We start from the raw sequence: 23,196 nt of genomic DNA on the forward strand, positions 1-23,196 counted from the left end.
TCATATGCTGGAAATCTTAACACGTTGTCACTTTTGGCTAATTGCCATATTTTCAGGAATCGCAAGTGCACGCGATGCGAACAAACAGGTAAACGCCTTGAAACTGAAATTTTGGCAACGCAAGTCTGATGCGGATGGTGATGCGCCCGAAAAGGGCGGAGGTTCCGTTGGCGTCGCCCAGGGCGAGGCACCCGAATTTGAAATGCCGCCGGGACATCACCTTGATTTTGGCACGCGGATGCGCGCGAAATGGGAAGGGTACGACGACCCTGTTGAATACTACCTTCTGCAGCTTGAAATCGATGCCTATGCCGACTGGTTGCGCAAGATGCGTGTCTGGCTTGCCCGTCCGGTCGAGCCGGAGCTAAGTGAACTTGCGCTTGATGACGAAATCGGTCGCTGGCCGCCGGATCGTATCCGGCTTTATGACAAGCTGTTTGATCATGGGATCATGATGCCGGGCGGCCATGAATACGCCCTTGAGCTTGCCAAACCGCTGGCACTTGATGAAACACTCAGTTGTCTTGAGATTGGTGCAAAGCTTGGCGGGGTGGCCCGCTTGCTGGCGGATCGTCTTGGCGTTTGGGTGACCGCACTTGAGCCGGACGGCGAGCTTGCACTTTTGGGCATGGAACGATCTGTTCAGGCCGGTGTTCAAAAGAGAGTCCCGGTTCAAACGCTTGACCCGCTTCAGCCAGAGCTTCGCAAGGGCTATTTCAACGTCGTTTATTCCTATGGCGAGCTTTATAAGATCCCGGAAAAGGAAACCTTTCTCAAAGCTTTGGCCGAAACGCTGCGCGATCACGGGCAGCTTCTGGTCACGGATTATGTTTTGACGCGTGATCTGAATGAGGATGAGTTGGCGAACTGGGCCAGGCTTGAAGGCGAAGAGCTGTTTCCGTGGACAGCACAGGAGTACAAATCCCGTCTTGGTCAGTTGAAATTCGATATCCGTATTGCCAAGGATGAGTCGGAAACGCATCTGAAGCATATCAAACTGGCCTGGATGACGATGCTTTCAGACATCCAGAAAGCCGGTCTGGATCCCGATATCATGGATTATCTGGAGCCAGAGATGGAAATGTGGATGAATCGCGTAAAAATGCTTGAAAATGGCAGCCTGGCCTTTTATCGGTTCTACGCAACGATCAACTGAGTGCTCAGGTTTAAGATCCTGAGCCGAGACTGCTGCTGGCGACGCAGAGGGGATTTGTTCCACTTTCTGTCGCCGCAACCTGTTTTAGGTGTTGACAGGGGCATGTCGTACTTCTATTTTCCGGCTTCCTCGAAGGGGCCAAGTTTCTAAGGTTTAAGATTATGAAGATCCGGAACTCATTGAAATCCGCGAAGCTGCGGGAAAAAGGCTGCCGTATCGTGCGCCGCCGTGGCCGCGTATACGTGATCAATAAAAAGAACCCGCGTTTCAAGGCGCGCCAGGGTTAATTCCCGGTACCTTGTTCTAAGGTTTTACAAAACGCCGCATCGGTTTATCCAATGCGGCGTTTTGTTGTTTGTATTCCTGGAATGATGAAGGGGGCAGCAAATGCCCCCTTTCTTTATTTGTCGGGCCGGGTTGTAAACAGCTCTGTTGTGGTATGACGTCCGCGCAAAAGCACGTCACCTGCCTTGGCGACGCGATCAGGATCGGCCAGCAGGTTACGGGTTGTCTCCGAGATCAGGATTTGTGTTCCCAGAACCTTGTTTTCCTGTTCAAGGCGAGACGCCGTATTGACGGCATCCCCGTGGACGGTGAATGACAGACGGGCTTTGGCACCGACATTCCCGGCAACCATCGGGCCGGTATTCACACCACAGCGAACCTTTAACTCAAGGCCCTCGAACTTGCGCTTTTCAACTTCGCTTTGCAGCGCAATCGCGCTATCGACAGCGGCATCTGCGTGGTTCTTTAAGTCATCAAACACGTTATAGACCGCAAGGATCGCATCGCCCTGAAACTGGGTGATTATGCCGCCATGGCGTTCGATGATCTGCGTCGCACAGTCGAAATAGTCATTAAGCATCGCAATGATCTGTTTCGGATCAAGGCTTTCGCACATCGATGTAAAGCCGACGATATCGACAAAGAGCACGGTGGCTTCGGAGGTTTGCGGCGGCAGAACGCCGGAATCATTGCCCGATGCCAACAGCTTTTTGGCAATCGATTGCGGCACGAACTTACCAAACAGGCTTGTAATGCGTTCACGATCATGTACCGCCATCATCATATGATTGAATGATCGCGCGGCATCGTCATATTCACGAATGCGGCTGCCCTTGAGTTGCGGAACATCGATGGATGCGATGTCTTCGTCTTCAAAGGCGCGCGCAGCACTGGCAAACCGGCGGATCGGCTTGGTGAAGTGTCGCGACAGGACAATGGCAACGATCACAGACAGGATAAAGACGGCACCGCCAAGAACAGAGGCCAGAACCAGTCGATCCCACTCATCGTCAAACAATTCCTGGTCAAAATACATGCCGATTACGACCGGTGAAATTGGCGCGGTTTGAACCTGGCGCGTGACGATTAGGTGATAGCGGTCATTGTACTCAAGCCCCGAAAGGCGAATACCGCTGTTGTGGCGTTCGTCATCGGGATCAAGCCGGATGCTTTCGGATTTTCCGATATTGGCAAGAACAGGGTCGCCAATGTCATGAATGGTGGGCAGGGGAATCGGGCTGCGCGCGATGTTGTCGCCATTAACCAGCTCGGTTGTTGTTTTTTCCCCCCAGTTGCGCAATCCCGGATGGGCCATGACCCGATTGCCGCCAATCAGGACAAAGGGCGTACCGGGCAAATCTTCGCGCCCGCGGATGAGGCTTTCAGACAGATTGGACAGCGAAAGATACTGAATAAACGTTCCCTGATACTGCCCGTCATAAAACAGCGGTACCCAGCTTGTCAGAACAGTGCGGTCAAAATAGGGATCCCAACGGGGATAGCCCGTGCGGTTGCTGATAGGACCGCGGATATGCGCAAGCTCGGAAAACAGCATGTCGTCTTCGGGCAGGGTTCTTCGGATTTCGCTCATGTCTTCGGGATTAAAGCCGATAAATTCACGTTCGCCGGTCACAAGCCCATAGGCCATAACACCCATGTCTGCGGCTGCAAGGGCGCGCATCGTGCTGGTCCAGCCATACTGAAAACTTGGATCAAGTGCGCCACTGGCAACCTGTTCTGCGACCCAGTCAGAACGTTGTTCGACCTCCTCCATGCGTTCATGCATGGTGCGCTGCACCGATGTCAGGTCAATATCAGCCAGCATCACCCACAGATTGCGGGTGTTTTCATAGGCCGTTCCAAGACCGACATAAAGGGATAGTCCGACGCCAAAGACACTGGTGGCGATAAAACCGGCAAGTAGTACAGAAAGGACTGAATATCTGCGTTTTGATTTCAATCGGTTTTCTTCCAGAAAAGAGGTTTTCCCCAACCCCGCGCCGATCTTAGCGGCGATCGAACTTTGTTGAAAGGATGATTGAGCTTGATGTGCGTTTTATCCCTGACATTTCCCCGATCCGGTCAAGCACGCCGTCAAGTTCCTCGGGCGTGTTTGCGGCAACCTCGGCAATCAGGTCATATTCGCCGGAAACCGCAAGGCACCGAATGCAGTGCGGGACTTTCTGAAGCGCGCCAACGACGCCTGCCGACTGTTTTTGTTCAAGCTGTATCATGACTTCTGCCAGCAAGACGGGCTTTGCCACATCACCAAGCTGAACGGTGTAACCTTTGATAACTTCAGCCTTTTCAAGGCGCTCCAACCTTTCTTGAACGGCACTGCGTGACAGGCCGACTTCACGCGCCAAGGCAGCGGTGGGAATGCGGGCATTTTCCTGCAGGCGTGCGATCAGTTGGCGGTCAACTTCATCAATCTGACGTTTCATCGGTTTTACCCATTAAAATGACGGGGTTTTATTGTGTTTTAACAGTATTGCCGGGTTGAAAGCGTTCGTCCAGCGGCGGAACATTATGACGGTAAAAACAAAAACATGATCAGGGCAGGTGCGACATCGACGGTGAAGGTGTCTGCTTGTTCGGGAGTTAGAGAAAATGAAAAAGATTTTGATCCTCGGCGCCGGGAAAATTGGTCGAATTGCTGCGGTGATGCTCAATGAAAGTGGCGATTATGCGGTGACGCTGGCCGATGCCAGTGGCGAAATGCTGGAAATTTGTGCCGAAGACAACGCAGCGACGTTGGTAAAAGTAGATGTCACAGATGAGGCTGCACTCACCGATGTTGCCAAAGGGCATGATGCGATCCTGTCGACATGCCCGTTCTTCTTGAATGTGGCGATTGCCCGTGTCGCACGCGCGGTTGGGGCATCTTATTTTGACGTTACCGAAGATGTCGAAACCACCCGCGCCATTCGCGAAATTTCCAAGGGTGCGCAATGCGCCTTTGTCCCGCAATGTGGTCTGGCGCCCGGATTTATTTCCATCGCGGCTCATGACTTGTTCAAGCGGTTCGATCACGTAAACAAGCTTCGTTTGCGCGTCGGGGCTTTGCCGCAAAACCCGACCAACCGTTTGAAATATAACCTGACCTGGTCGACCGACGGGCTGATCAACGAGTATCTGAACCCGTGTGAAGCGATCCTGAATGGCAAGCGGGTCGAAGTGCTGCCCCTCGAAGGTTATGAGCGCTTTACTATTGACGGTACGGAGTATGAGGCCTTCAATACATCGGGTGGCGTGGGCGCGCTGTGTGACATGCTTGAAGGCAAGGTTGATAACCTTGACTACAAGACGGTGCGATATCCGGGGCATCAGGAAATTCTTAAAATCCTGATCGAGGACCTCAGACTTGGCGAACGTCCCGGGATGATGAAGGAAATCTTCGAAAATGCCCTGCCAGTCACCAAGCAGGACGTGATCGTGATCTTTGCCGATGCCGTCGGCACGCGGCGCGGAGAGCTTTGTGAAGAGAGCTTTATTCGCAAGGTCCATGGCACGCGCGTTGGCGATATGGACTGGTCTGCGATCCAGATTACGACATCGGCCGGATTGTGTGCCGTGATGGATATGGTTCTGACCGGTAAATTGCCGACAACCGGTTATGTGCGACAAGAAGAAGTCAGGCTGGAAGATTTTCTGGCAAACCGGTTTGGTCGATACTACAGCCACGCTGGTTGAGTACGCCCAACGACCTGCATTCGATATTTTGTACCGAAGCCCTCCGGAGTTAATTCCGGAGGGTTTCTTTGTTTTTCAATGCCGTATCTGGGGAAGTTTTCCTGATTTCTCAGAAAAATCTGTTCTTACAATCAGTTAGAGCAGCGATGACTTCGCCGTCATGAATTGTTTTGAAAAATTCCATCAAGGACGTGGTTTGTTAACGGTTGGACCTTATGGTGGGACGAAATCTGCTTTCTCTTGGGTAATAGGTATTCCTTGTCTGATTTTGCCGACATCTACCGTTCTGCATTGAACCTGTATGAGGCAGGCCGATACGCAGAGGCAGAAGAATCCTGTCAGCGAATGATCCGATCATTCCCACAGGCCGCAGAGGCAATGCATCTGGCCGGTCTCGTTGCAATGCGCCATGGTAATCAATCACTGGCCGCAGAGCGTATGGGCCGTGCCGCCATTGCCGATGCCAATAGTGCAGAAATTCAGCATGACCATGCGCAGGCCCTTAAGGCCATCGGCAAATTGCGTGACGCCGTTGGCGCGTTCAAGCGGGCCATTCGTTTGTGCCCGGATGCTCCGGCACTTTATTGCAATATCGCCAATACCTATCGCCAGCTTGATGAACTTGAAGATGCGCGGGAAAATTATGAACGTGCGCTGGAACTGGCCCCGGATGTCGCCGAAATTCATGCCAATTATGCCGCCTGCCAATATGCAATGGGCGATATCGAAGGCGCTGAAAAGTCCTGTTTGACCGCGCTTAAGATGCGCGACGACATCGTCAATGCATTGGTTCTGATCGGCCAAATCCGATTGGATCAGGGCCGCACAGTTTCTGCAAGCGAACCGTTGCGCCGTGCTCTATCGCTTGAACCCGGACACCCGCGCGCATTGACCGCCTATGGCGATGCGCTTTTCCAACTGGGTCAGTTTGCCGGTGCGCAACATTGCCTTCGGCAGGTTCTGGCTCTTGATCCGGATGACGCCAAGGCGCGCAGGACGCTTGCTTTGCTTAATTTGCGTGTCGGGCAGGGGCTTGAGGCGATTGGTGCGCTTGAGCCGCTATTGGCCCACAGTCCGGAAGATCCTCAATTACTGTTGATGATGGGCGAGGCGCTTAGCCTTGTTGGCCGTCATGGCGAGGCCGTTGAACAGTTTGGCGCGGCCATCGGGGCCGGTGGCGGTGATGACGCGGTTTTCCGTCTTGCCGTCGAACTGGCCGAAGAAGGCGACACAGGCTCTGCGCAATCGGTCCTGCAAAGCGGGATAGATCGCAAAATTGCCGCGGGCGAGAATACCGCGCTGTTCCGCACAGCACGCCGTTTGTTGTTTGCCCCTGTGCCGACCGATCTTGCCGCCCAGAATGATGAAGTTGTGCGTGATCTTCTTGATGATACGCTTGATGAAGACGCACTTGAGCCGGATCTTGAATTTGTTGGTTCTGACCGGATCGACCCCATTGTTCTGACCCGCTTTCCACCGGTCTGGCGCGCCGCATTGCGCCCGGAAGGTGACAAACAGTTACGCGCGGTTGGCCATTACTGGGAACGTCTGGTGTCAGGTTATGACGTGCCGGAGGTCAGTGCGTCTGCCACACGGCTCGGTGGGAAAATCCGGATCGGCATCGTTTCGGCCAATATGTGTGATAATGGCGTCGGACGTTGGATCGAAGGCCTTGCCGAGGCGATTGATCGCGACCGGTTTGATGTGACAATCATCCGTCCGCCGACGGGAGAGGACGACATTACCGCCCGTATTGACGAACATGCCGATCTTGTCGTGCCATTGCCGCTTGATCCGTTGCATTCGGCACGGGTGATTGCAGGGCTTGGTCTTGATGTTCTGCATTATGTCGACCCGCAGGCCGATGCCTATACGATGTTGCTGGCAAGCTGGCGCTTGGCACCGCTTCAGATTTCAGGTGGCGGGATTGCCGCGACCAGTGGTCTTTCCAACATTGATTACCATCTGATCGCCGAGGATTGGGAAACAGCCGGCGGTGAAAAGCGGTTCAGCGAGAAGCTGGTGCGCCTTCCGGGCTTGTTTGTGAATGCGACCCCGCCAGAACCTGTCGAGATGTCGACAACGGAGTTGCAGCGGCGCTGGCGCTTGGCGCAGGACCGCAACACCTATTTGTGCCCGCAGCCGCTTGATGTTCTGACGGCCGAGTTTGATCCGTTGATTGCCGAAATCTTGAGGCTGGATGAAACCGCAGAACTTCTGTTGATTGCGCCAGAACGCGATAGCTGGGATGCAGCATGGGGACGACGGTTTGCCATTAATCACGCGGATGTTGCGGGGCGGATGCGGTTTGTGAATGTGCGCAACCGGTCCGATTTGTTGTCGCTTCTGTGTGCTGTAGATGTCGTGCTTGAAAGTCCGGCGTGGAATGATGCGATGCTGGCCTTTGATTGTCTTGGGCTTGGTGTGCCGCTTGTTACCTTGCCGGGGAATGCGGCGCGATCCCGTCGCAGCCATACCTGTTATCGTCAGATATCGGTCTTTGATTGCGTTGCCTATCATTCGGCCGATTTCGTTGATACGGCCCTGACGCTCGCGACCGATAAACGCCGTCGTTCAGTCGTTTCGCACGCCATCAAGAGCCGGTCACACATTCTGTTTGGCCAGAAATCATCCTTTGATGCCTATATGCAGTTTCTTGACCGATCAATCGCACTGCCAGCCGATAAAGTGATTTAATTTCCGATAGATAACCTTGAAACTACCCAATCGACTCACAAATTCTAAGGTGATGTTTGTATATGGCAGTGATGCCAGACCCGGTTGAGGTAGTTCTATGGCCTTGCGTTTTTCCAAGGGGCAGATTGTCCGTCTGACTGTCGCCTTGGCTATTGTCGTTATTGCGATCTGGCAACTCGCACCACTTACCGTTTCTGATATTCGCCCGAACGGCGTTGTGAATGCCAAATTGGTGACCATTCAGGCCCCGATCAGTGGTCAGCTTGTTCGCGCAATCCCCGATGTCGGAGAGCCCGTTTCTGCCGGGTCGGTTGTGACAAGAATAACCGATGACACCGAACCCCAGGCGCTGCTTGCCCAGCTTGATGGTGAATATCAACTGCTGCGGTCGCGAAAAACGGCGTTGGTCGAAAAGCTGTCGACCCTGAATGGCCTGCGCCGCGAACTGGGCGAGCGCGTCCGTGAAATGGTGACCGGCTCAATGGAAAGCCTGCATTACAAAATGCTTGAGGCAGCGGCCCGCCAGAAAGGCTGGATGTCGGTCGTCAAGGAGCGTGATCTGAGCCTTGCACGGCAGAAAACCCTGTTTGCTGATGGCCATGTCGCCAAGGCGCGCGTGGAAGAAGCCGAAAGCCTGCTTGAACAGGCTCAGCAAGAGGTAGAGCGCGCACGCGCCGATGAAGAACGTTATCGCAAGGAATCCGGGGCACTTGAAAAAGGTGTCTTTGTCGGGGACGGGCAAAATGATGTGCCATATTCCCAGCAGCGCCTGGACGAAGTCGTTCTTGCGATTGCCGATTTGAATGTGCAACTGACCGAAACCAACGGGCGCATGGCATCACTTGAAAAGCAGTTGCGTGATGAAAGCGCGCGCGCGGGGCGTCGCGAATCCATGCTGGTGCGCAGCCCGATTGACGGGTTGATATGGCGGCGCATGGCAACCGAACTTGCGACGGTTACCAAAAACAATGACTTGGCAAAAATTCTGGATTGTTCAGACATTCGCATCGAGGTGCCGGTCGATGAAAGCTTGTCTGATCGGATGGAAATTGGGGCGGTTGTTTCGGTTCGCCTGCAAGGATCACCCGAAACGTTTGAAGGGGTCATCAGCGGCGTGATCGGGACCCGTGCGGTATCGCCGGAACTTGAATATGCAGCCTTACCGCCGTTGCTTAAGAAGGATGAAGTTCTTCTGGTCGTCAATATTCCCGATTCCGGCTTTGAAGATCGCCCGGAGACCTTCTGTAATGTCGGTCGTCGCGCCGAAGTCAGCATTCCAAGCCGACTTCATAGCTGGTTTGGCGAGAGCGACCCGTCATAATGAACGCGATGGCGCAATTCGCACCGCTGGCACTTGTTGTCGGTATCATGATGCTGGCGTCACCGTTTCTGCGTCGTGACCGGTTATGGGCGCGTTGGCTGGTTGTGTTTTTCCTGAGCGCGCTGATTGCGCGGTATTTGCCGTGGCGGATCACCGAAACAGTTTTGCCAGCCGACCTCACCACGTTTCAGGGCTGGTGGATTGTTTTCCTGTTCGCGATCGAAATCGTGTTTCTGTGTGACATGCTGCGTCAGTCGCTTATTCACTGCAAAATTGTCAATCGCAGTGCCGAAGCCGATCAGGCCTATGCCAGATTGTCCGCCCGACCGGTCGAAAGTTGGCCAAGTGTCGATGTCTTCATTCCGAGTTACAACGAACCGCTTGATGTGCTTGAACGCAGCATTGTCGGCGCGTTGGCGATTGATTACCCGAACAAGACTGTCTGGGTGCTTGATGATGGTAAGCGGGACTGGTTGCGTGAATTCTGTGAGGAAAAGGGGGCCAAGTACCTTACGCGGAAGGACGGAACCCATGCCAAGGCCGGTAATGTTAATAACGGGCTGGCACATTCCAGTGGTGACCTGGTTTGTATTTTTGATGCAGATTTCGTGGCCTATCGCCACTTCCTGAAACGCGTGGTCGGATTTTTCGAAGACCCGACAATTGGTATCGTCCAGACGCCACAGCACTTCTTCAACAAGGACCCGATGCAGCGCAATCTTTGGATTGCCGATCGGTGGCCGGATGAGCAACGGCTGTTCTTTGATCATATTGCGCCATCCGTCGATGCATGGGACTCAATGTTTTGTTGCGGATCCTGCATGGTCATGCGGCGCAAGGCGCTGGATGCCATCGGCGGTGTGCCAACCGCGTCCATTACTGAAGATATTCTGACCTCGCTTGAGATGCTGCGCGAAGGCTATCGCACCCGTTACCTCAATGAAAAACTGTCCATCGGTCTTGCGGCTGAAAGCCTTCTTGCGTTTCACACCCAGCGCGAACGCTGGTGTCAAGGCGGTATCCAGACATTGTTTTTAAAGGCGGGGCCGTTGGGGCCGGGGCTTTCGCTTTGGCAGCGGATTTTGCTGTTTCCGATCTATTGGGTGTTTCATATCCCGGCGCGCTTGCTGGTGATCATGATCCCGATTTTTTATTTCTGGTTTGGCCTGCAACCGCTTGAAAATGCGCGAAGTTGGGAAATTTTCTATTGGCAATTGCCGGTTTTGATCGGCGGCTGGGCAACGGCGATGTGGCACAATGGCAGGCAAGCCTATCCCATCGTCAATGAAGGGCCGGCGGTGCTGGTATCCCTCAGGCTGTTTCCAATTGTTGTGTCATCTTTGATCCGGCCATTCGGGCGCCCGTTCAAGGTGACACCCAAGGGATCCCAGTCCGGGGTGGGGAACTCCAGGACCGAGGCAATCATTCTGGGCGTGCTGTTCGTTTTGACGATTGGCGGGTTCTTTTACAACATCAACACAGACATCAGGATCATCGATAACGCCGACTTTCTGCTTGTTGGGGGATTATGGGCTGCGATCAATTCGCTGACATTGCTTGTTGCGATACTGATTTGCTTTGAAAGTCCGGTGCAGCGCCAACAGGAACGGTTCCCGACCAGCTTGCGGGCAAAGATTACGGCCAACAGTGACGATGACCCGCTTGATATGACGATCACCGATATGTCATTGGGCGGCGCGCGTGCGATGTGCCCCGCAACGGGCATTGATCGCGACAGGTTCCAGAAGGGGGGATTGATCAAGCTCGATGTCGAAGAACTACCGCCGCTGGACGCCAAACTGGCGCGCGTCTTTGTGAATGATCAGAAACAGCTTGTTCTGACACTCGACTTCACGCCGGAACCCGCCGGTGAAGTACGCGATGCGCTGATCCGTGTGCTTTACACAACCGGGATCGATAACGCATCAAAACCGGCAGGCAGTTTTGCGCTTTGGGGCGCGTTGTTGCGCCGGATTTTCGGACGTGGTCCTGTCAAAAGCTAGGACGTCGACGACGGGGTGAGGTTAGCTCAACGCGTCAATGTCGGCTTCGGAAAGGGCCGCTGGCACAATGGTCAATGGCAGGCGCAACTGACCGACGGTATCGCTTTTGGTCAATGCCGTGATCAGCGGGCCGGGGCCTTCACTTGTTGTGCCTGCGGCAAGGACCAGAATGGAAATCTGTTCCTCTTCGTCAAGAAGGTTCAGCAATTCGTCCTTGAGACGTCCTTCGCGGATGAACAAAAGCGGCATGCTGCCGGTTTGTTCATGCACATAGGCCGCAAGCTCGTTCACACGCGATTCTGCCTCGTCACGGGCTTCTTCCTTCATCAGATCGCCAACCGCCATCCAGTGCTGGAACTCGGCCGGTTCAATGACGCTCAGAAGGGCGACACGACCGCCGGTATGTTGTGCGCGACGGCAGGCATAACGCAATGCCTTGGTCATTTCATCGCTGTCATCAACGACAACAAGAAATGTCCTGTTCGAAGTCGCACGAAGTTCCTGATCGGCATCAAAAGAAGGCATATGGGTTCTCTGAACAGTTGCACTCAACCGCTGCGGCACTGAACAGATGTGGGACTGTTGTTACGAGCGGACAGTCAAATTGTGCCGCAACTCAATGCCGGTTTCCAAGTGATTTTTGGTAATAGCGACAAAGATTTATGCGTTGCGTTATTGATTGAGGTAATGCTGCGACTGCGAAGTCGCAAGGACTGCTAATGCGCGTTTTGATGGTGAGCAGGCCCGCACGCTGTTAGCGTTTGCGGAATACGACACTGGCAATCCAGCCCGCAACCACGGCGATGATCACGGCAATAATGCCATAAAGTGCCGAGTAACGATGGGCGAACTCATAAACCTCGGCACTGATGCCGGTTTTTGAAACAACCAGTGGTGTGGTTTTGACGCTGGCAACACGGCCATCCCGGATCAGATACACGTTGATGGTATAGGTTCCCGTCGGGGTATTGGCCGGAAAATGGATATCAGTTCGAAACAGCTGATTGGACAGAAAACTGATTTTGGCCGGACGTTCCCCAAACAGACCCGCACCTTGCATATTGCGCACCAGCGCCTCGCGATAGACTTTCTGATCATCATCGCTCAGCTTGCTTTCGCCTATAAAGCGCTGATTTTGAAGTCCAATGCGGTAATCGAGCAAGACTTCCGGGGATGCGATGATGTCCATCGGGCGGTTTGATGCGCTGGCATAATAGGCTGGCACGTTCTTATAGCGCGCGCTTTCGCTGTTGACCCAAATGCCGACTTTACGCTCTTTTTTTCGGACCACCATGTCTTGGTCCGGGCCGCGAACGGTAACAACGACGTCACCTTCTTCCTCGACCGCGCCAAACAACAGTACATTGGTGCCGGTAAAGCCGGTGGTGATGGCGACAAGATGGTTGGATAAATCGACAACCAGCGGATCAGCCGATGCCTTTTTGGGGCCAGCCCCGATGGTCAAAAGCGGCAGCGCCAAGGTAATCATAAATGCGACCCGAATGGCTAAGGGTACTGGCATCACAGATCCCCCGGCATGACGGAATAAAGGTCGCTTGGCGTAATCACCAGATCAAACAGAAGCTTTAGGCAGACCGACAAAACCAAAAGGCCCAGCAGGGCACGAAGATGCTCGGCCTTGAGGCGGGAGCCAAACTGCGCACCAAACTGTGCGCCGATTACGCCGCCAATCAGCAACAGGATGGCAAGGGCGACATCAACCGTCTGGGTTTGCACTGATTGCAGGAAGGTGACGTTGGCCGTGACAAAGATGATCTGAAACAGCGATGTGCCAATGACAACGCCGGTCGGCATGCCCAACAGATAGATCATGGCCGGCACCATCACAAAGCCACCACCAACACCCATCAATGCGGTCAGCATGCCGACAAAGAAACCAACGGCAAGCGGCAACAGGGCGCTGATATAAAGCCCGGAGCGATAAAACCGCATCTTCAAGGGCAGGCCGTGGATAAAGCTGTGTTGATGTTTTTTGGATCGGCGGATTTGGCCGCCGCGACGCCGGGTACGGAAAATGGCGCGCGTGGCTTCAAACAGCATCATGCCGCCAATGATACCAAGGAAGATCACGTAACAGAGCGAAATGACCAGATCGATCTGACCAAGTGACCGCAACCAGGCAAACACCCAGACACCGACGGTCGACCCGACAATACCGCCTGCCAGAAGAACCAGACCCATTTTAAGGTCGACATTGCCGCGCTTCCAGTGGGCGAACACACCCGATACAGAAGATGCGACGATTTGGTTTGCAGCAGTTGCCACGGATACGGCCGGGGGAATACCATAGAAAATCAAAAGCGGCGTAATAAGGAAGCCGCCGCCAACGCCAAAAAGACCCGACAAGAAGCCGACCCCGCCGCCCAGTCCCAAGATCAGAAATATATTTACCGATATCTCGGCAATCGGGAGATAGATTTGCATCGCGGGCGGGCTAACAGCGTTTGATTGATTGTTGTGGTTCAGTCTAACATATTGTGCAAATGCAACAATCGCCAATTGCCGCTATATCGGACCGGTTTCGTATTTTTTATAAGGTTTCTTATGTCGACATCTTCAAGTGGTCCCCATGATGCAATTCTCGACGCGCGCGGGCTGATGTGCCCGATGCCCGTTCTGAAGGCAAAAAAAGCACTGCGTGACGTCAAGGATGGCGGAATTCTGCAAGTCCTTGCGACCGATCCCGGTTCTGTCGCCGATATGAAAGCCTTTTGCGAGATGACCGGTAATCGACTGATATCGTCTGAACAGGACGAAGATGTTTTTATCTATCACATTGAAAAATCCGGTACCTGAGACCGGGTTTTAAAGCGCCCCACACGATGAAAGTTCCCTGAATGTCGCCAACCCCACCTAATCTGACTTGGCTGGATTGTGATTTTGATGATCTGTCCGCGCGCCACGTGCACAGTCTTTTAAAGCTTCGCCAGCAGATTTTTATTATCGAGCAGACCTGCATATTTCCCGACATAGACGGGCTTGACCCGCGATGCAGGCACATCGTTGCCTATGAGGGGGACGATGTTCTGGCTGCGGCACGGATTGTGGCACCGGGTATTGATCCCGACCATGCAGAACAAGGTGAACGTCCCGCAATTGGCCGCGTTGTTACCAGCGATCGTTTGCGCGGGCAGGGCATCGGCCGCGAAGTGATGCGCCGTGCAATTGAGGTTTGTGAAAAGAAGTTTGCAGGCAAACCGATCTACCTTAACGGGCAGCTATATCTTCGAGGTTTCTACGAAAGCCTCGGCTTCGTGCAATTTGGCGACGAATATGACGAAGATGGTATCGCCCATATCAGCATGGAACGCGCGGCGAACCTGAAATAGGTCAAGCAGGAGGAATGACCGATAGCGGCGGACCCTAGCGTGCGCCGCTGGTCGCCATGCCGGTAAAGAATTCAAGCTGCCAATTCATGTCATCCTCGCTCAGCGGATATTGATTTCCGCTGCGGGGATTAAGTGTCTGGCTCGGCGGGACGTGACCAAGCTTGACCTGAATTTTCACAGCAAGATCGGCCGGAAGACCGGCCTTCCATGCAAGCGACACAACACCCTTTGCCGAATGGGTGTTCAGCACCTTTGATACGGCGTCGGGCGAAATTCCGGCCAGAACTGCCAGCGATGCGCGGGCGAATTTGACATCGTTTGCTGCCAATGCCTTTGCTACTTCCTGATCGGTCAGCTTTTTCTTGGCATGCATGGCCAGTGCCTTTTCAAAGGCAGGTTCGCCTTCTTCTTCGTCACCGTCTTCTGCGACCACGCCTTTTTTGTCAGACTTTGGTTCTGCCTTGTCTGACGGTTTGGCTTTTTCCTTGTCAGCCTTGATCTTTTTCGCATCGGTCGCAACGTCGTCGCGCTTTTCGAATTCGCCAGATGCGATACGGCGCTGAACGACTTCGCGGACCGCATCAAGCTGGTCCTTTTTCAGGTCTTTGCGGCGTTCCAGAACACTGATCAGGTTTTCGGCGACAAAGCGCGCCAGTTTTCCAGCCGCAGTCGGTGTCAGGGTTGGGCGTTTGACAAGGGGTTCGTGCCATTCTGGGTAGTCCGGCGCGCGATCAATCAGTTGATCAAGCGTCTCTTCGCGGATCTGTGCAGACTTGTTGCCAAGCAGATGGGAAATCGCATCCTTGTCGCTGCTTGCAGCAATGGCATCGGCAAGCTTTTCACCAACGTTTCTACGACGTGACACAAAGCTGAGCGCACCACGACCAGAGCTGCCTTCAATGATTTCAAGCAGATCTTCTTCGGTCAGGACCGGCGAATATTGCAAGACCGGGCCAGAAACGACGCTTTCGGCGTCGCGTGCAAGCTGCTGAATGATTGGCTGTGGGGCGTCGGCAATGTCTTTGAGGGTTTCAGAGATCACTTGGCGGACGTGAACAGCCTGGTCACGTACAAGCTTGTCGAGCGCCTCGTAGGTCATGCGGCGCAGTTTATCAGTTTCATGGGCGGTCAGGCCGGCAGAGAGATGCGCGATCTTCTCGGCAAGACTGCCACGGACACTGTCATCGCTGTCATCGGTCAGAAGGACATCGGCCTGAACCGGCGTTGCCTGGTTGGCTGCAATGTGACGACGTACGGAAGAATCGTGGTCAGTGGCGAGGAAATACAGGATTTCGGGCCGTGTATCATGGCGTTGTGCCAGTTTGCCGCGAACATCTGCATCCGGGCTTGCCGCCATTTCCTTGGCTTCGTCATAGGTGATTGGCGTTTCGCTTCGCTTGGTAAATACCCGCTGCAAAAATCCCTTCATCGGGCATTCCTCCTAAACTTCGATTTTTGCCGGGTCTTTTGACCCCGGCGCGGCAGCGATACCAAAACGGCCTTTGCCAAGTTTCTTGACCTGATACATGGTCTGATCTGCGCGTTGCACAAGTTGTTCAAGCGTTTCTTTTGAATCAGGTTCATGAACCGCAATACCTACGGAAATGCCCAGCGGATGTTCGGCATCCCCGGAATATTTTCCAAGAACGGCACTTTCCTTCATCAAGGTCTTGGCGCGTGCCGACGCGGCTGGAATATCGGCTCCTTCCAACCACAGAACAAATTCATCGCCGCCAAGGCGGGCTACAAGATCAGATGGGCGTACATTATCAAGTAACACTTGCGTTAGCGTAAGAATGGCGTCGTCGCCAGCCTGATGGCCATGGATATCATTGACCAGTTTGAAGTTGTCCATATCGACATACATCAATGCCGCAGGCGCATTTTCACGGCGCAGGCGACTGTGACGACGTTTAAGTTCCTCAAAGAACGCGCGACGGTTCAGAAGACCGGTCATGCCATCGGTACGCGAAAGCGTCAGAATGCGTTCATGCTGGATGGCCTGTTCAATGGCGATACCGACCTGATCGGCAACCTCGGTCATGATGGCACGTTCGCCGTCGGTTGGTTCCGGGTGATCAGCATCAAACATAAAGATCACAGCGCCATTATTGCGCTGATGATAATGGCAGCTAAGACCAATGAGCCGGTAATTCCCGACATGGGCATCAAACGTTTCATTCGTTTTCTGCATCTGATGAAGCGCCTGGTGGGCGATCTCGTTGGCCGTCTTGTCTGCATCGCCGGCCGCCAGTTCAAGGTCGCCGGTTTCATCATTGCGTTTGAAAATAACGCAATGGGAACAGGCCAATGCACGCGTGCTGGCTTCGGATGCGCCCTTAAGGACCAAAAGCGGATCAATTTCATCACGCATGGTGCGCACGATATAGGTCATCAGGCGGTCACGATTTCGGGCGGTTGCGACTTCGCTTTCGCGGCGGCGCTGTTCGGTAATGTCGTGGGCAAGACCACGTGTGCCGATCCAGACCCCTTCGCGCGAATAGACGGGCGTCGATGAAACCGAAAGACACGCATCGCGTCCGTTCGAACGCCGGAACCAAACCGGGACATCACGCACGGCCTTCTGGCTGCGAAATACGTGTTCGCTGTCCTGATCGGCAGTATCAAGCAGGAATTTCCCCGGGAAACGTCCAACGATGTCGTCGGCACGGTATCCAAGTGCCCCGCGCGGCGAGACGAAGATGAATTTGCCTGTTTCATCCGTTTCCCACGCGAAGGCGGACGAGACTTCGACAATATCGCGATAGCGCTGCCGTGAGTCGATCAGGGCTTCACGCAAGTTCCGATCCATGCTGACATCACGCGGCAGGATCATGACCTCGTTCTTTGTGGTCGGAAGGGCGGTCAGCTCCAGTGTTGCGGTGCCGCGCTGGACTTCAAAGGTCATCAGTTCAACCACACCGCCCGGTGTGGTCAGGGCGCGTCGGATCAGTTGATAAATTTCAGGAAACAGGCCGTCACGAATGCCATTGGCAAAGCCAACAGCATTTTTGTTGGCAAATAGCGGCACACCCTTTGCGTCCATCACGATGACGGGGGCCTCGGCCTCGGCCATGACTTTTGGGTCAAGGGTAAACACATCGGCGTCGTAGTTTGTCAGATCGTCTGCAAAGTTTGCGTTCTGGTTTTGCGGATCCACCGGATGACGGGAAGTCATGCGCGTCCTCCTGTTGTGGTCGACGCGTTCTGATCGTCGGTGTCGGCACTGCTATTTGAGCTGGCTAGATTGGTCTTGTGATAATCGTCTTCGCTGCCAATCGTGATTGGCGGCCCCAGATGATAGCCTTGACCATAGTCGATACCCAGATCACATACCAGTTCGTAACTGGCCTGATCGTGGATCATTTCGGCGATTGTACGAATACCAAGATCGCGACAAAGCAGGGCGGTTGCCTTAAGAAATGCGCGCCCTTTGGGATTGGCAAGCGCAGTTCTCATCGCCCCGCCATCAAACTTGATAATGTCTACATCAAGCGCGCTCAGATATTCGAAGTTGGCAGCCCCGGCACCAAAGTCATCAAGACAGATAGCATGTCCGCGGGCGCGCAGCATTTGCAACCCGTTATTCACATCGGTCAATCCACGAATACGCGATGTTTCGGTAACTTCGAAAAGGACTTGTTCCGAGGCGATGTCATATTCGCCAAGCAATTCTATCAGGGCCGGCATGAAACCGGCCTGTTCAAGCGAATGGCCGGAAAGATTGACGGCAACCGGGTAGGGGATGCTGTCAGGATTGTCGCGCAGGTGATCAAGAACCTTGCTGCACATTGCCAGATCAAACTCGGTAATCAGACCGGTTCCCTCGGCGAAATGAATGATCTGGTCAACGGCCAACGTGCTGTCGCCGATGTTAAAGCGCGCCAACGCTTCGAAATGATGCATTTCCCGATTGCCAAGATGGACAATCGGCTGCAATGCCACAGCGAATGAACCATTTTCCACGATTTCGCGGAAGGCACGCACGGACTTCAATGTTTCGTTGATCAGATGCGGCAGGCTTGCCGAAAGGCGGGCGGCGGTAACGTCATTCTGTGCCTTGCGCTGCATCCGGTTGAGCGCATAGGCAACTGCCCGTGTCAGGTTGGTATCACGGTCACTTTCGGCATTCTCGGTATCGAAATGATGAATGTTCCGAGCACTTTCATAGTCATTGCCAAACAGGTCTGCTGTTTTGGACTTTTTGGTGTTTTTGCCGTTAACGCCCGAGGTGTTGGTCAACGACATCAACCCGCTGATATTCTCGGCCGAGCTGGTTTTATCAATTTCCTCAAGGTCGGCGCGCAGCGCACTGGCATAGGCCACGATACGGCGTTCGAGTTCGATCATCGGTTCGTCAACCGGGTGAATTTTATGTGGTCGTCGTGACTGTTCCTGATCCTTAACCACACTGGCATTGAACTGCTTTGCGCCAATTCCGATCAGACGGGCCAATTCATTGGTTGCAGCCGTTTCCGCCTGTGAGCGCGAAGCCGCCAGGTTTTCGAGCACCACCAAAGCTTCGTTGTGGTAGTTCATGCTTGAAAGATCACCAACTGAACCGGTCTGGCTGGTTTCAGCATTCATGTTCTGGCGAATGACGGCATTTTGCAAAATGATACGGTCAATGCCCGATCTGGCGCGAGGACGAATGGCGCGATGGCGGGCTGCGATGTAATAGCGGCTTGAAGGATCGGCGATCATATAGCCGCTGAGTGACAGCGGCACAGCTTCCTGAACCGGTTTGCCGTCGGACTCGCAAAGCTGGAAATCAAGATCAAGCTCTTCAAGGCGTTTCAGCCCAGTGCCGCCGTGAAGATAGGCGCGCAGCAAAGGACGTTCGGACTTAACAACAATTTTCTCGAAGGCTTCGCCGATCAGACGGTCTGGCGTGCATCCCAGAAGGCTTTCGGTCGCGCCTGCGACAAACAGAATATAGCCGTTCTCATCGACCTCAAGAAGCATGTCAGCCCAGCAGAATGCCATGGCTGCCAGAAGGTCTTGGTCATTCGTTTCCGCCGAGTGGCCGGTGCTGTCTGTCATTTTCGACCCGTCATCGTAAGCCGCCTGTTTGTTTTTCTAAGCCGCAGCTTTGCCTGTCTCTCATAAATAGCGATCTTACAAAGGATATGAAGGATTTGCACTTGATATGGCAAAAAAAACATTCCGGCTTCAAAAGATCGATTTCTGACACGTCGCAAGGGGCTGAGTGTCGATCAATTCTAAGCGAAAGTTTAGGGACGCTGACTTTTACCTCAATGACATCGCAGACATTGAGACTTGATGTTTTTTCGATTGTTCTATCAACTCTGAATTGGACAGTTCTCTGCGCCTTCCACCTTCTGTCCGGGAAACTGCATCATCAGCTTAGTGAGGTCGCTGTGTTAAGCCGAAACATCAACCGCCGCCGGTTTATGAAGTCTGTCCTGATGGCAAGCTGGGCTGTCGCGTTTGCATCAAAATTTGCCGTCAAAAGCGCGCATGCGTTGGAAAATGTTTCTGTGGTTGTGGTCGGTGCAGGTATTGCCGGGCTCGGTGCGGCGAATTTGTTGCGTAAACACGGGGCCACAGTGACCGTGCTTGAGGCAAAGGACCATACCGGTGGTCGTCTTCTGACAGACTGGTCTATGGGCGCACCGTTTGAAGTCGGTGCCGGATGGATCCACGGTCCGTCGTCGGACAACCCGACCAAGCAACTCGCAGATGCGGTTAACGCCCAATATGCCGTCACCGAAGATGAGAACGCAGTGTTCTTTGACATCAACGGCTATGAATATGATGAGGATGAGGTCGAGAGAATTGTCGATGCCTGGGAAGGGGTTCTTGAACACATCGACGGTACCTATGAGGTAAATGACCCTCGCAGTCTTTTGCAGGCGATCAAGGACTATCGTCCGGCGTATCTTGATGATCTGGGGATCATGTGGGCGTTTTCTGCCTTTACCGAATTTTCAAAGGGTGGGGCGATCGAAAAATTGTCAGCGCCCCTATTTAACTGGGATGAGGCATTTGACGGTGCGGATGTCGTCGTCACATCCGGTTATGACGGGATTTTAAAACCTCTGAAAGAGGGGCTTGATATCAAGCTTTCTCATGTGGTCTCGGCAATTGATTACAGCGCCGATGAGGGAGTGGTGATCACCACCGATCAGGGAACTTTCGAAGCCGACTATTGCATTTGTTCGGTTCCATTGGGTGTTCTGAAAGCCAACAATATCCAGTTTACGCCCGAACTTCCCAGCAGCTATCGCGATTCCATCGAAAATCTCGGCTTTGGCAGTGTGACCAAACTCGCGCTGAAGTTCGAGGAACCGTTCTGGGATATCGAAACCCAGTATTTCGGCATCACAACCGAGCCGAAAGGGCGGTGGAACTATTGGCTGAGTTACCGAACGTTTTCAGATGAGAATATCCTGCTGGGGTTAAGTGTCGGGGATTATGCACTGACCGCTGATCGTATGACGGATGCGGAAATGGTTGAAGATGCACTCGATGTGCTGCGGACAGTCTGGGAAGATGACGTGACAGAACCGATTGAGGTTCTGGCAACCCACTGGGCCACCGATCCATTCACACTTGGCGCATATGCTTTTCCGCGTCCGGGTAACCGAAAATCTGATTTTGACGATCTCGGAGAGCCGATTTCAGATCGATTGATCTTGGCTGGTGAACACACGATCTTTGACTATGCCGGTACAACCCATGGGGCGTTCATGACCGGTCTGCGCGCAGCAGAGTATATAATCGACGAGGAAGGTTAGGGGAGGAAAGTCGACAGCCTATCCTGTCTCATCGGATATCAGGCTGCGTTATGATCGGCTTTGCGGGGCTCGGTTGCCTCGCGGCGGCTGTGCTTCTGATCATACATGGCTTCATCTGCTTCGCGGATCAAATCGGCAATATCGCATTTTGCGCCAAATGATGCGTGACCGAAGCTTGCCCTGATCGACAATGCCTTGCCCTGCCATATCAGCGGGAATCGCTCGGTCGCATTCTGAAGCTGCACAATCCGTTTTGCCGCTGCGGCAGGATCGCTGCCGGTCATCAGGATGGCAAATTCGTCGCCGCCAAATCGGGCGACGAAATCATCAGACCGGGTGTGCGTGCGCAGGTTCTGGCCAAAGTGTCGAAGGACGGCGTCCCCCGCAGCATGCCCGTGCATGTCATTGATTTGTTTGAAACCATCAAGATCGGCAATGACCAGAATGCCGCGTTCGTCGGTTCGTGACGCGCGCGAAATTGCCTCCCGGGTGCGCTTCATAAAGCCGCGACGGTTATAAAGCCCGGTCAACTCATCGGTTTCGACCATGAGTTCGAGCTGTCTGATCCGGTTTTGCTGCTGATCAAGGCGGGTTTGCATGTCACGGGCAAGATCAACCAATGTCGAAAGCGCACTTCGTTGTTCGCTTTCGTCCGTTTCTTCGGTCGCGCGATTGTTGATTGCCGTCTGATGCTGAAAATCAGCAGCAAGCTCTATCAACAAATCTATCTGCGACTTTTCCATTGGGCGTCTTGTTCTCAATGACATTGGATACCGAAACCCTTAAAAGGGGTGGAACCATTCTATCTTTCATGGCGTTACAAGAACATTAACGCACATGAAGCGTATTTGTGACGCAGCACTGTCGATCACGCAAAGGAGCACGACGGATGAAGTACCTTTTTGGGGCCGGATTGGCGCGAAAAATCGCTGTTGCGGGCGTGGCTCTGGCGTTGGCAGGATGTTCGTTCCTGCAAAAAGAAAACTTTACGGTTGGTGGTGAAATCACCGATCAGGGGCAGGAATGCGTTACGTTCCGTGCCGAAGACGGGACGCTTTATGCACTCGCCAACAAGGCAAGCAGGCTGCGCCCGGGCGACAAGGTGCGCATCACCGGCCATCTGGCACTCATGACAACCTGTACCGAGGCAACAACCCTGATCGTTGACAAGATTGTCCTGCTTGCCCCTGCTGACTGAGCCTTTGTCTAGCGCGCAGTTGCAAAACAATCGGTGCCGTCAGCCTTGAGCTGGCGGCATTGTTTTTGTGCAGACTCCGAGTCTTCAAACCCGGCAAGCTGCAGCCGGTGGTAGATGCCCTGACTGCCGAGATCGGCGGATACGATTTTTTTGTCGTGCGATTTAGCCAGTTCCGGATAGCGGATGCTAAAGCTCGCCCAATATGTTTCAGCAGTAAATGTATCGCGAAAGGCGCCAAGCTGAATTCGGAAACCACCACCGCTGACTGCCGGTACAGGCGTTGCTGTTTCAACAAGATCAGATGCCGTCGTCGTCGTGCGTTGCACGGTCACGGCGGGCTGTGTGGTCTGGTTCGCAGGCGAAGTTGTTGAAGCCGCCGGCGTAATCCGAGTTTCCGTGGGCTTTGGTGTCCTTTGACGGACGGGTTGGACCGAGCGGACTAATGGTTTTCCGTTGATCGTCCGTTGATACTGATCTGCCAAAGAGGGGATTTCGATTTCTTCCTCAAGCCGGGTTTCAGTTGGAATTGTTCCGGGCAGGAGGCTGAGAGGCTGATTGCCTGATCGCACACTTGATGCGCGGGCAGGCAAATCCGTCGGGATGATATCGATCCCGGTTGGTCCTGTTTCAGGCGCAAGCGATTGTGCCACTGCACCGATATTAAAGATCATGGCGACCATCAGTGCCGCAGCAAAGGTGCCCGACAAAGAAAAACCACCCCACATTCCGGCA

At 53.7% G+C, this 23,196-nt stretch carries 20 protein-coding genes; 10 read left to right on the plus strand and 10 right to left on the minus strand.

Going from position 1 to position 23,196, the window contains the following annotated elements:
* Positions 1 to 97 precede the first annotated feature (97 nt).
* The gene (locus B2T33_RS12355; protein ID WP_286792133.1) at positions 98 to 1,156 is read left to right on the plus strand and encodes a methyltransferase domain-containing protein; all 1,059 of its coding nucleotides are present in this window, start codon (positions 98 to 100) and stop codon (positions 1,154 to 1,156) included.
* 161 nt (positions 1,157 to 1,317) lie between these two features.
* Positions 1,318 to 1,443, plus strand: coding sequence for a type B 50S ribosomal protein L36 (gene ykgO, locus B2T33_RS12360; RefSeq protein WP_007090004.1), 126 nt, complete (start codon positions 1,318 to 1,320; stop codon positions 1,441 to 1,443).
* A gap of 113 nt (positions 1,444 to 1,556) precedes the next feature.
* Here the strand turns inward: ykgO and B2T33_RS12365 are convergent, their stop codons facing one another.
* Both B2T33_RS12365 and B2T33_RS12370 read right to left on the minus strand, forming a co-directional pair.
* A complete protein-coding gene (locus B2T33_RS12365; protein WP_286792141.1) occupies positions 1,557 to 3,401 on the minus strand; it encodes an adenylate/guanylate cyclase domain-containing protein in 1,845 nt (614 codons plus the stop codon).
* Between the two features lie 46 nt (positions 3,402 to 3,447).
* Positions 3,448 to 3,885 carry an Lrp/AsnC family transcriptional regulator gene (locus B2T33_RS12370; RefSeq protein WP_120224880.1) on the minus strand — a complete coding sequence of 146 codons (438 nt, stop codon included), beginning with the start codon at positions 3,883 to 3,885 and terminating at the stop codon, positions 3,448 to 3,450.
* Between the two features lie 142 nt (positions 3,886 to 4,027).
* Between B2T33_RS12370 and B2T33_RS12375 the strand changes: the two genes are divergently transcribed.
* The 4 genes from B2T33_RS12375 (at position 4,028) to B2T33_RS12390 (ending at position 11,155) form a co-directional block, all read left to right on the plus strand.
* Positions 4,028 to 5,134 (plus strand): saccharopine dehydrogenase family protein, encoded by a 1,107-nt coding sequence (locus B2T33_RS12375; RefSeq protein WP_286792235.1) that lies wholly within the window; start codon positions 4,028 to 4,030, stop codon positions 5,132 to 5,134.
* A 291-nt stretch (positions 5,135 to 5,425) separates the two neighbouring features.
* On the plus strand, positions 5,426 to 7,831 hold the full coding sequence (locus tag B2T33_RS12380; RefSeq protein ID WP_286792236.1) for a tetratricopeptide repeat protein: 2,406 nt from the start codon (positions 5,426 to 5,428) through the stop codon (positions 7,829 to 7,831).
* A gap of 97 nt (positions 7,832 to 7,928) precedes the next feature.
* A complete protein-coding gene (locus B2T33_RS12385) occupies positions 7,929 to 9,152 on the plus strand; it encodes an HlyD family secretion protein (RefSeq protein WP_197145062.1) in 1,224 nt (407 codons plus the stop codon).
* Between the two features lie 8 nt (positions 9,153 to 9,160).
* Positions 9,161 to 11,155: a glycosyltransferase gene (locus B2T33_RS12390; protein WP_286792145.1), complete on the plus strand. Its 1,995-nt coding sequence runs from the start codon at positions 9,161 to 9,163 to the stop codon at positions 11,153 to 11,155.
* 21 nt (positions 11,156 to 11,176) lie between these two features.
* Here B2T33_RS12390 and B2T33_RS12395 read toward each other — a convergent pair whose 3' ends face one another.
* From B2T33_RS12395 to B2T33_RS12405, 3 genes are all read right to left on the minus strand, one after another.
* Complete coding sequence (locus B2T33_RS12395) at positions 11,177 to 11,680, minus strand: universal stress protein (protein WP_008890850.1); 504 nt, start codon at positions 11,678 to 11,680, stop codon at positions 11,177 to 11,179.
* Positions 11,681 to 11,909: 229 nt separating this feature from the next.
* A complete protein-coding gene (locus B2T33_RS12400) occupies positions 11,910 to 12,677 on the minus strand; it encodes a TIGR02186 family protein (protein WP_197145060.1) in 768 nt (255 codons plus the stop codon).
* On the minus strand, positions 12,677 to 13,600 hold the full coding sequence (locus B2T33_RS12405; protein ID WP_008890848.1) for a sulfite exporter TauE/SafE family protein: 924 nt from the start codon (positions 13,598 to 13,600) through the stop codon (positions 12,677 to 12,679). The genes B2T33_RS12400 and B2T33_RS12405 overlap by 1 nt, the downstream gene beginning before the upstream one ends.
* Positions 13,601 to 13,720: 120 nt before the next feature.
* Here B2T33_RS12405 and B2T33_RS12410 point away from each other — a divergent pair, with 120 nt between their 5' ends.
* Complete coding sequence (locus B2T33_RS12410; RefSeq protein WP_063089936.1) at positions 13,721 to 13,972, plus strand: sulfurtransferase TusA family protein; 252 nt, start codon at positions 13,721 to 13,723, stop codon at positions 13,970 to 13,972.
* Positions 13,973 to 14,013: 41 nt separating this feature from the next.
* Positions 14,014 to 14,505, plus strand: a complete 492-nt coding sequence (locus B2T33_RS12415; RefSeq protein ID WP_286792151.1) for a GNAT family N-acetyltransferase — start codon at positions 14,014 to 14,016, stop codon at positions 14,503 to 14,505.
* A 34-nt stretch (positions 14,506 to 14,539) separates the two neighbouring features.
* Here the strand turns inward: B2T33_RS12415 and B2T33_RS12420 are convergent, their stop codons facing one another.
* From B2T33_RS12420 to B2T33_RS12430, 3 genes are read right to left on the minus strand one after another with little or no spacing between them, the layout of a single operon-like run.
* A complete protein-coding gene (locus B2T33_RS12420) occupies positions 14,540 to 15,934 on the minus strand; it encodes a DUF2336 domain-containing protein (RefSeq protein WP_063089931.1) in 1,395 nt (464 codons plus the stop codon).
* Positions 15,935 to 15,946: 12 nt separating this feature from the next.
* Complete coding sequence (locus B2T33_RS12425) at positions 15,947 to 17,683, minus strand: sensor domain-containing diguanylate cyclase (protein ID WP_120224871.1); 1,737 nt, start codon at positions 17,681 to 17,683, stop codon at positions 15,947 to 15,949.
* Positions 17,680 to 19,548 (minus strand): EAL domain-containing protein, encoded by a 1,869-nt coding sequence (locus tag B2T33_RS12430; protein WP_286792154.1) that lies wholly within the window; start codon positions 19,546 to 19,548, stop codon positions 17,680 to 17,682. Before B2T33_RS12430 ends, B2T33_RS12425 begins: the two co-directional genes overlap by 4 nt.
* A gap of 386 nt (positions 19,549 to 19,934) precedes the next feature.
* Between B2T33_RS12430 and B2T33_RS12435 the strand changes: the two genes are divergently transcribed.
* Positions 19,935 to 21,266: a flavin monoamine oxidase family protein gene (locus tag B2T33_RS12435; RefSeq protein ID WP_286792156.1), complete on the plus strand. Its 1,332-nt coding sequence runs from the start codon at positions 19,935 to 19,937 to the stop codon at positions 21,264 to 21,266.
* Positions 21,267 to 21,304: 38 nt separating this feature from the next.
* On the opposite strand, the gene B2T33_RS12440 is transcribed toward B2T33_RS12435, so the two are convergent.
* Positions 21,305 to 22,009, minus strand: a complete 705-nt coding sequence (locus B2T33_RS12440; protein WP_008890841.1) for a GGDEF domain-containing protein — start codon at positions 22,007 to 22,009, stop codon at positions 21,305 to 21,307.
* Positions 22,010 to 22,155: 146 nt separating this feature from the next.
* On the opposite strand from B2T33_RS12440, the gene B2T33_RS12445 reads away from it, so the two are divergent.
* On the plus strand, positions 22,156 to 22,464 hold the full coding sequence (locus B2T33_RS12445; protein WP_008890840.1) for a DUF5818 domain-containing protein: 309 nt from the start codon (positions 22,156 to 22,158) through the stop codon (positions 22,462 to 22,464).
* Between the two features lie 8 nt (positions 22,465 to 22,472).
* On the opposite strand, the gene B2T33_RS12450 is transcribed toward B2T33_RS12445, so the two are convergent.
* Positions 22,473 to 23,189, minus strand: coding sequence for an SPOR domain-containing protein (locus B2T33_RS12450; protein ID WP_286792160.1), 717 nt, complete (start codon positions 23,187 to 23,189; stop codon positions 22,473 to 22,475).
* Positions 23,190 to 23,196: the final 7 nt, after the last annotated feature.

Source organism: Thalassospira sp. UBA4513 (assembly GCF_002388495.1).
GTDB lineage: Bacteria > Pseudomonadota > Alphaproteobacteria > Rhodospirillales > Thalassospiraceae > Thalassospira > Thalassospira tepidiphila.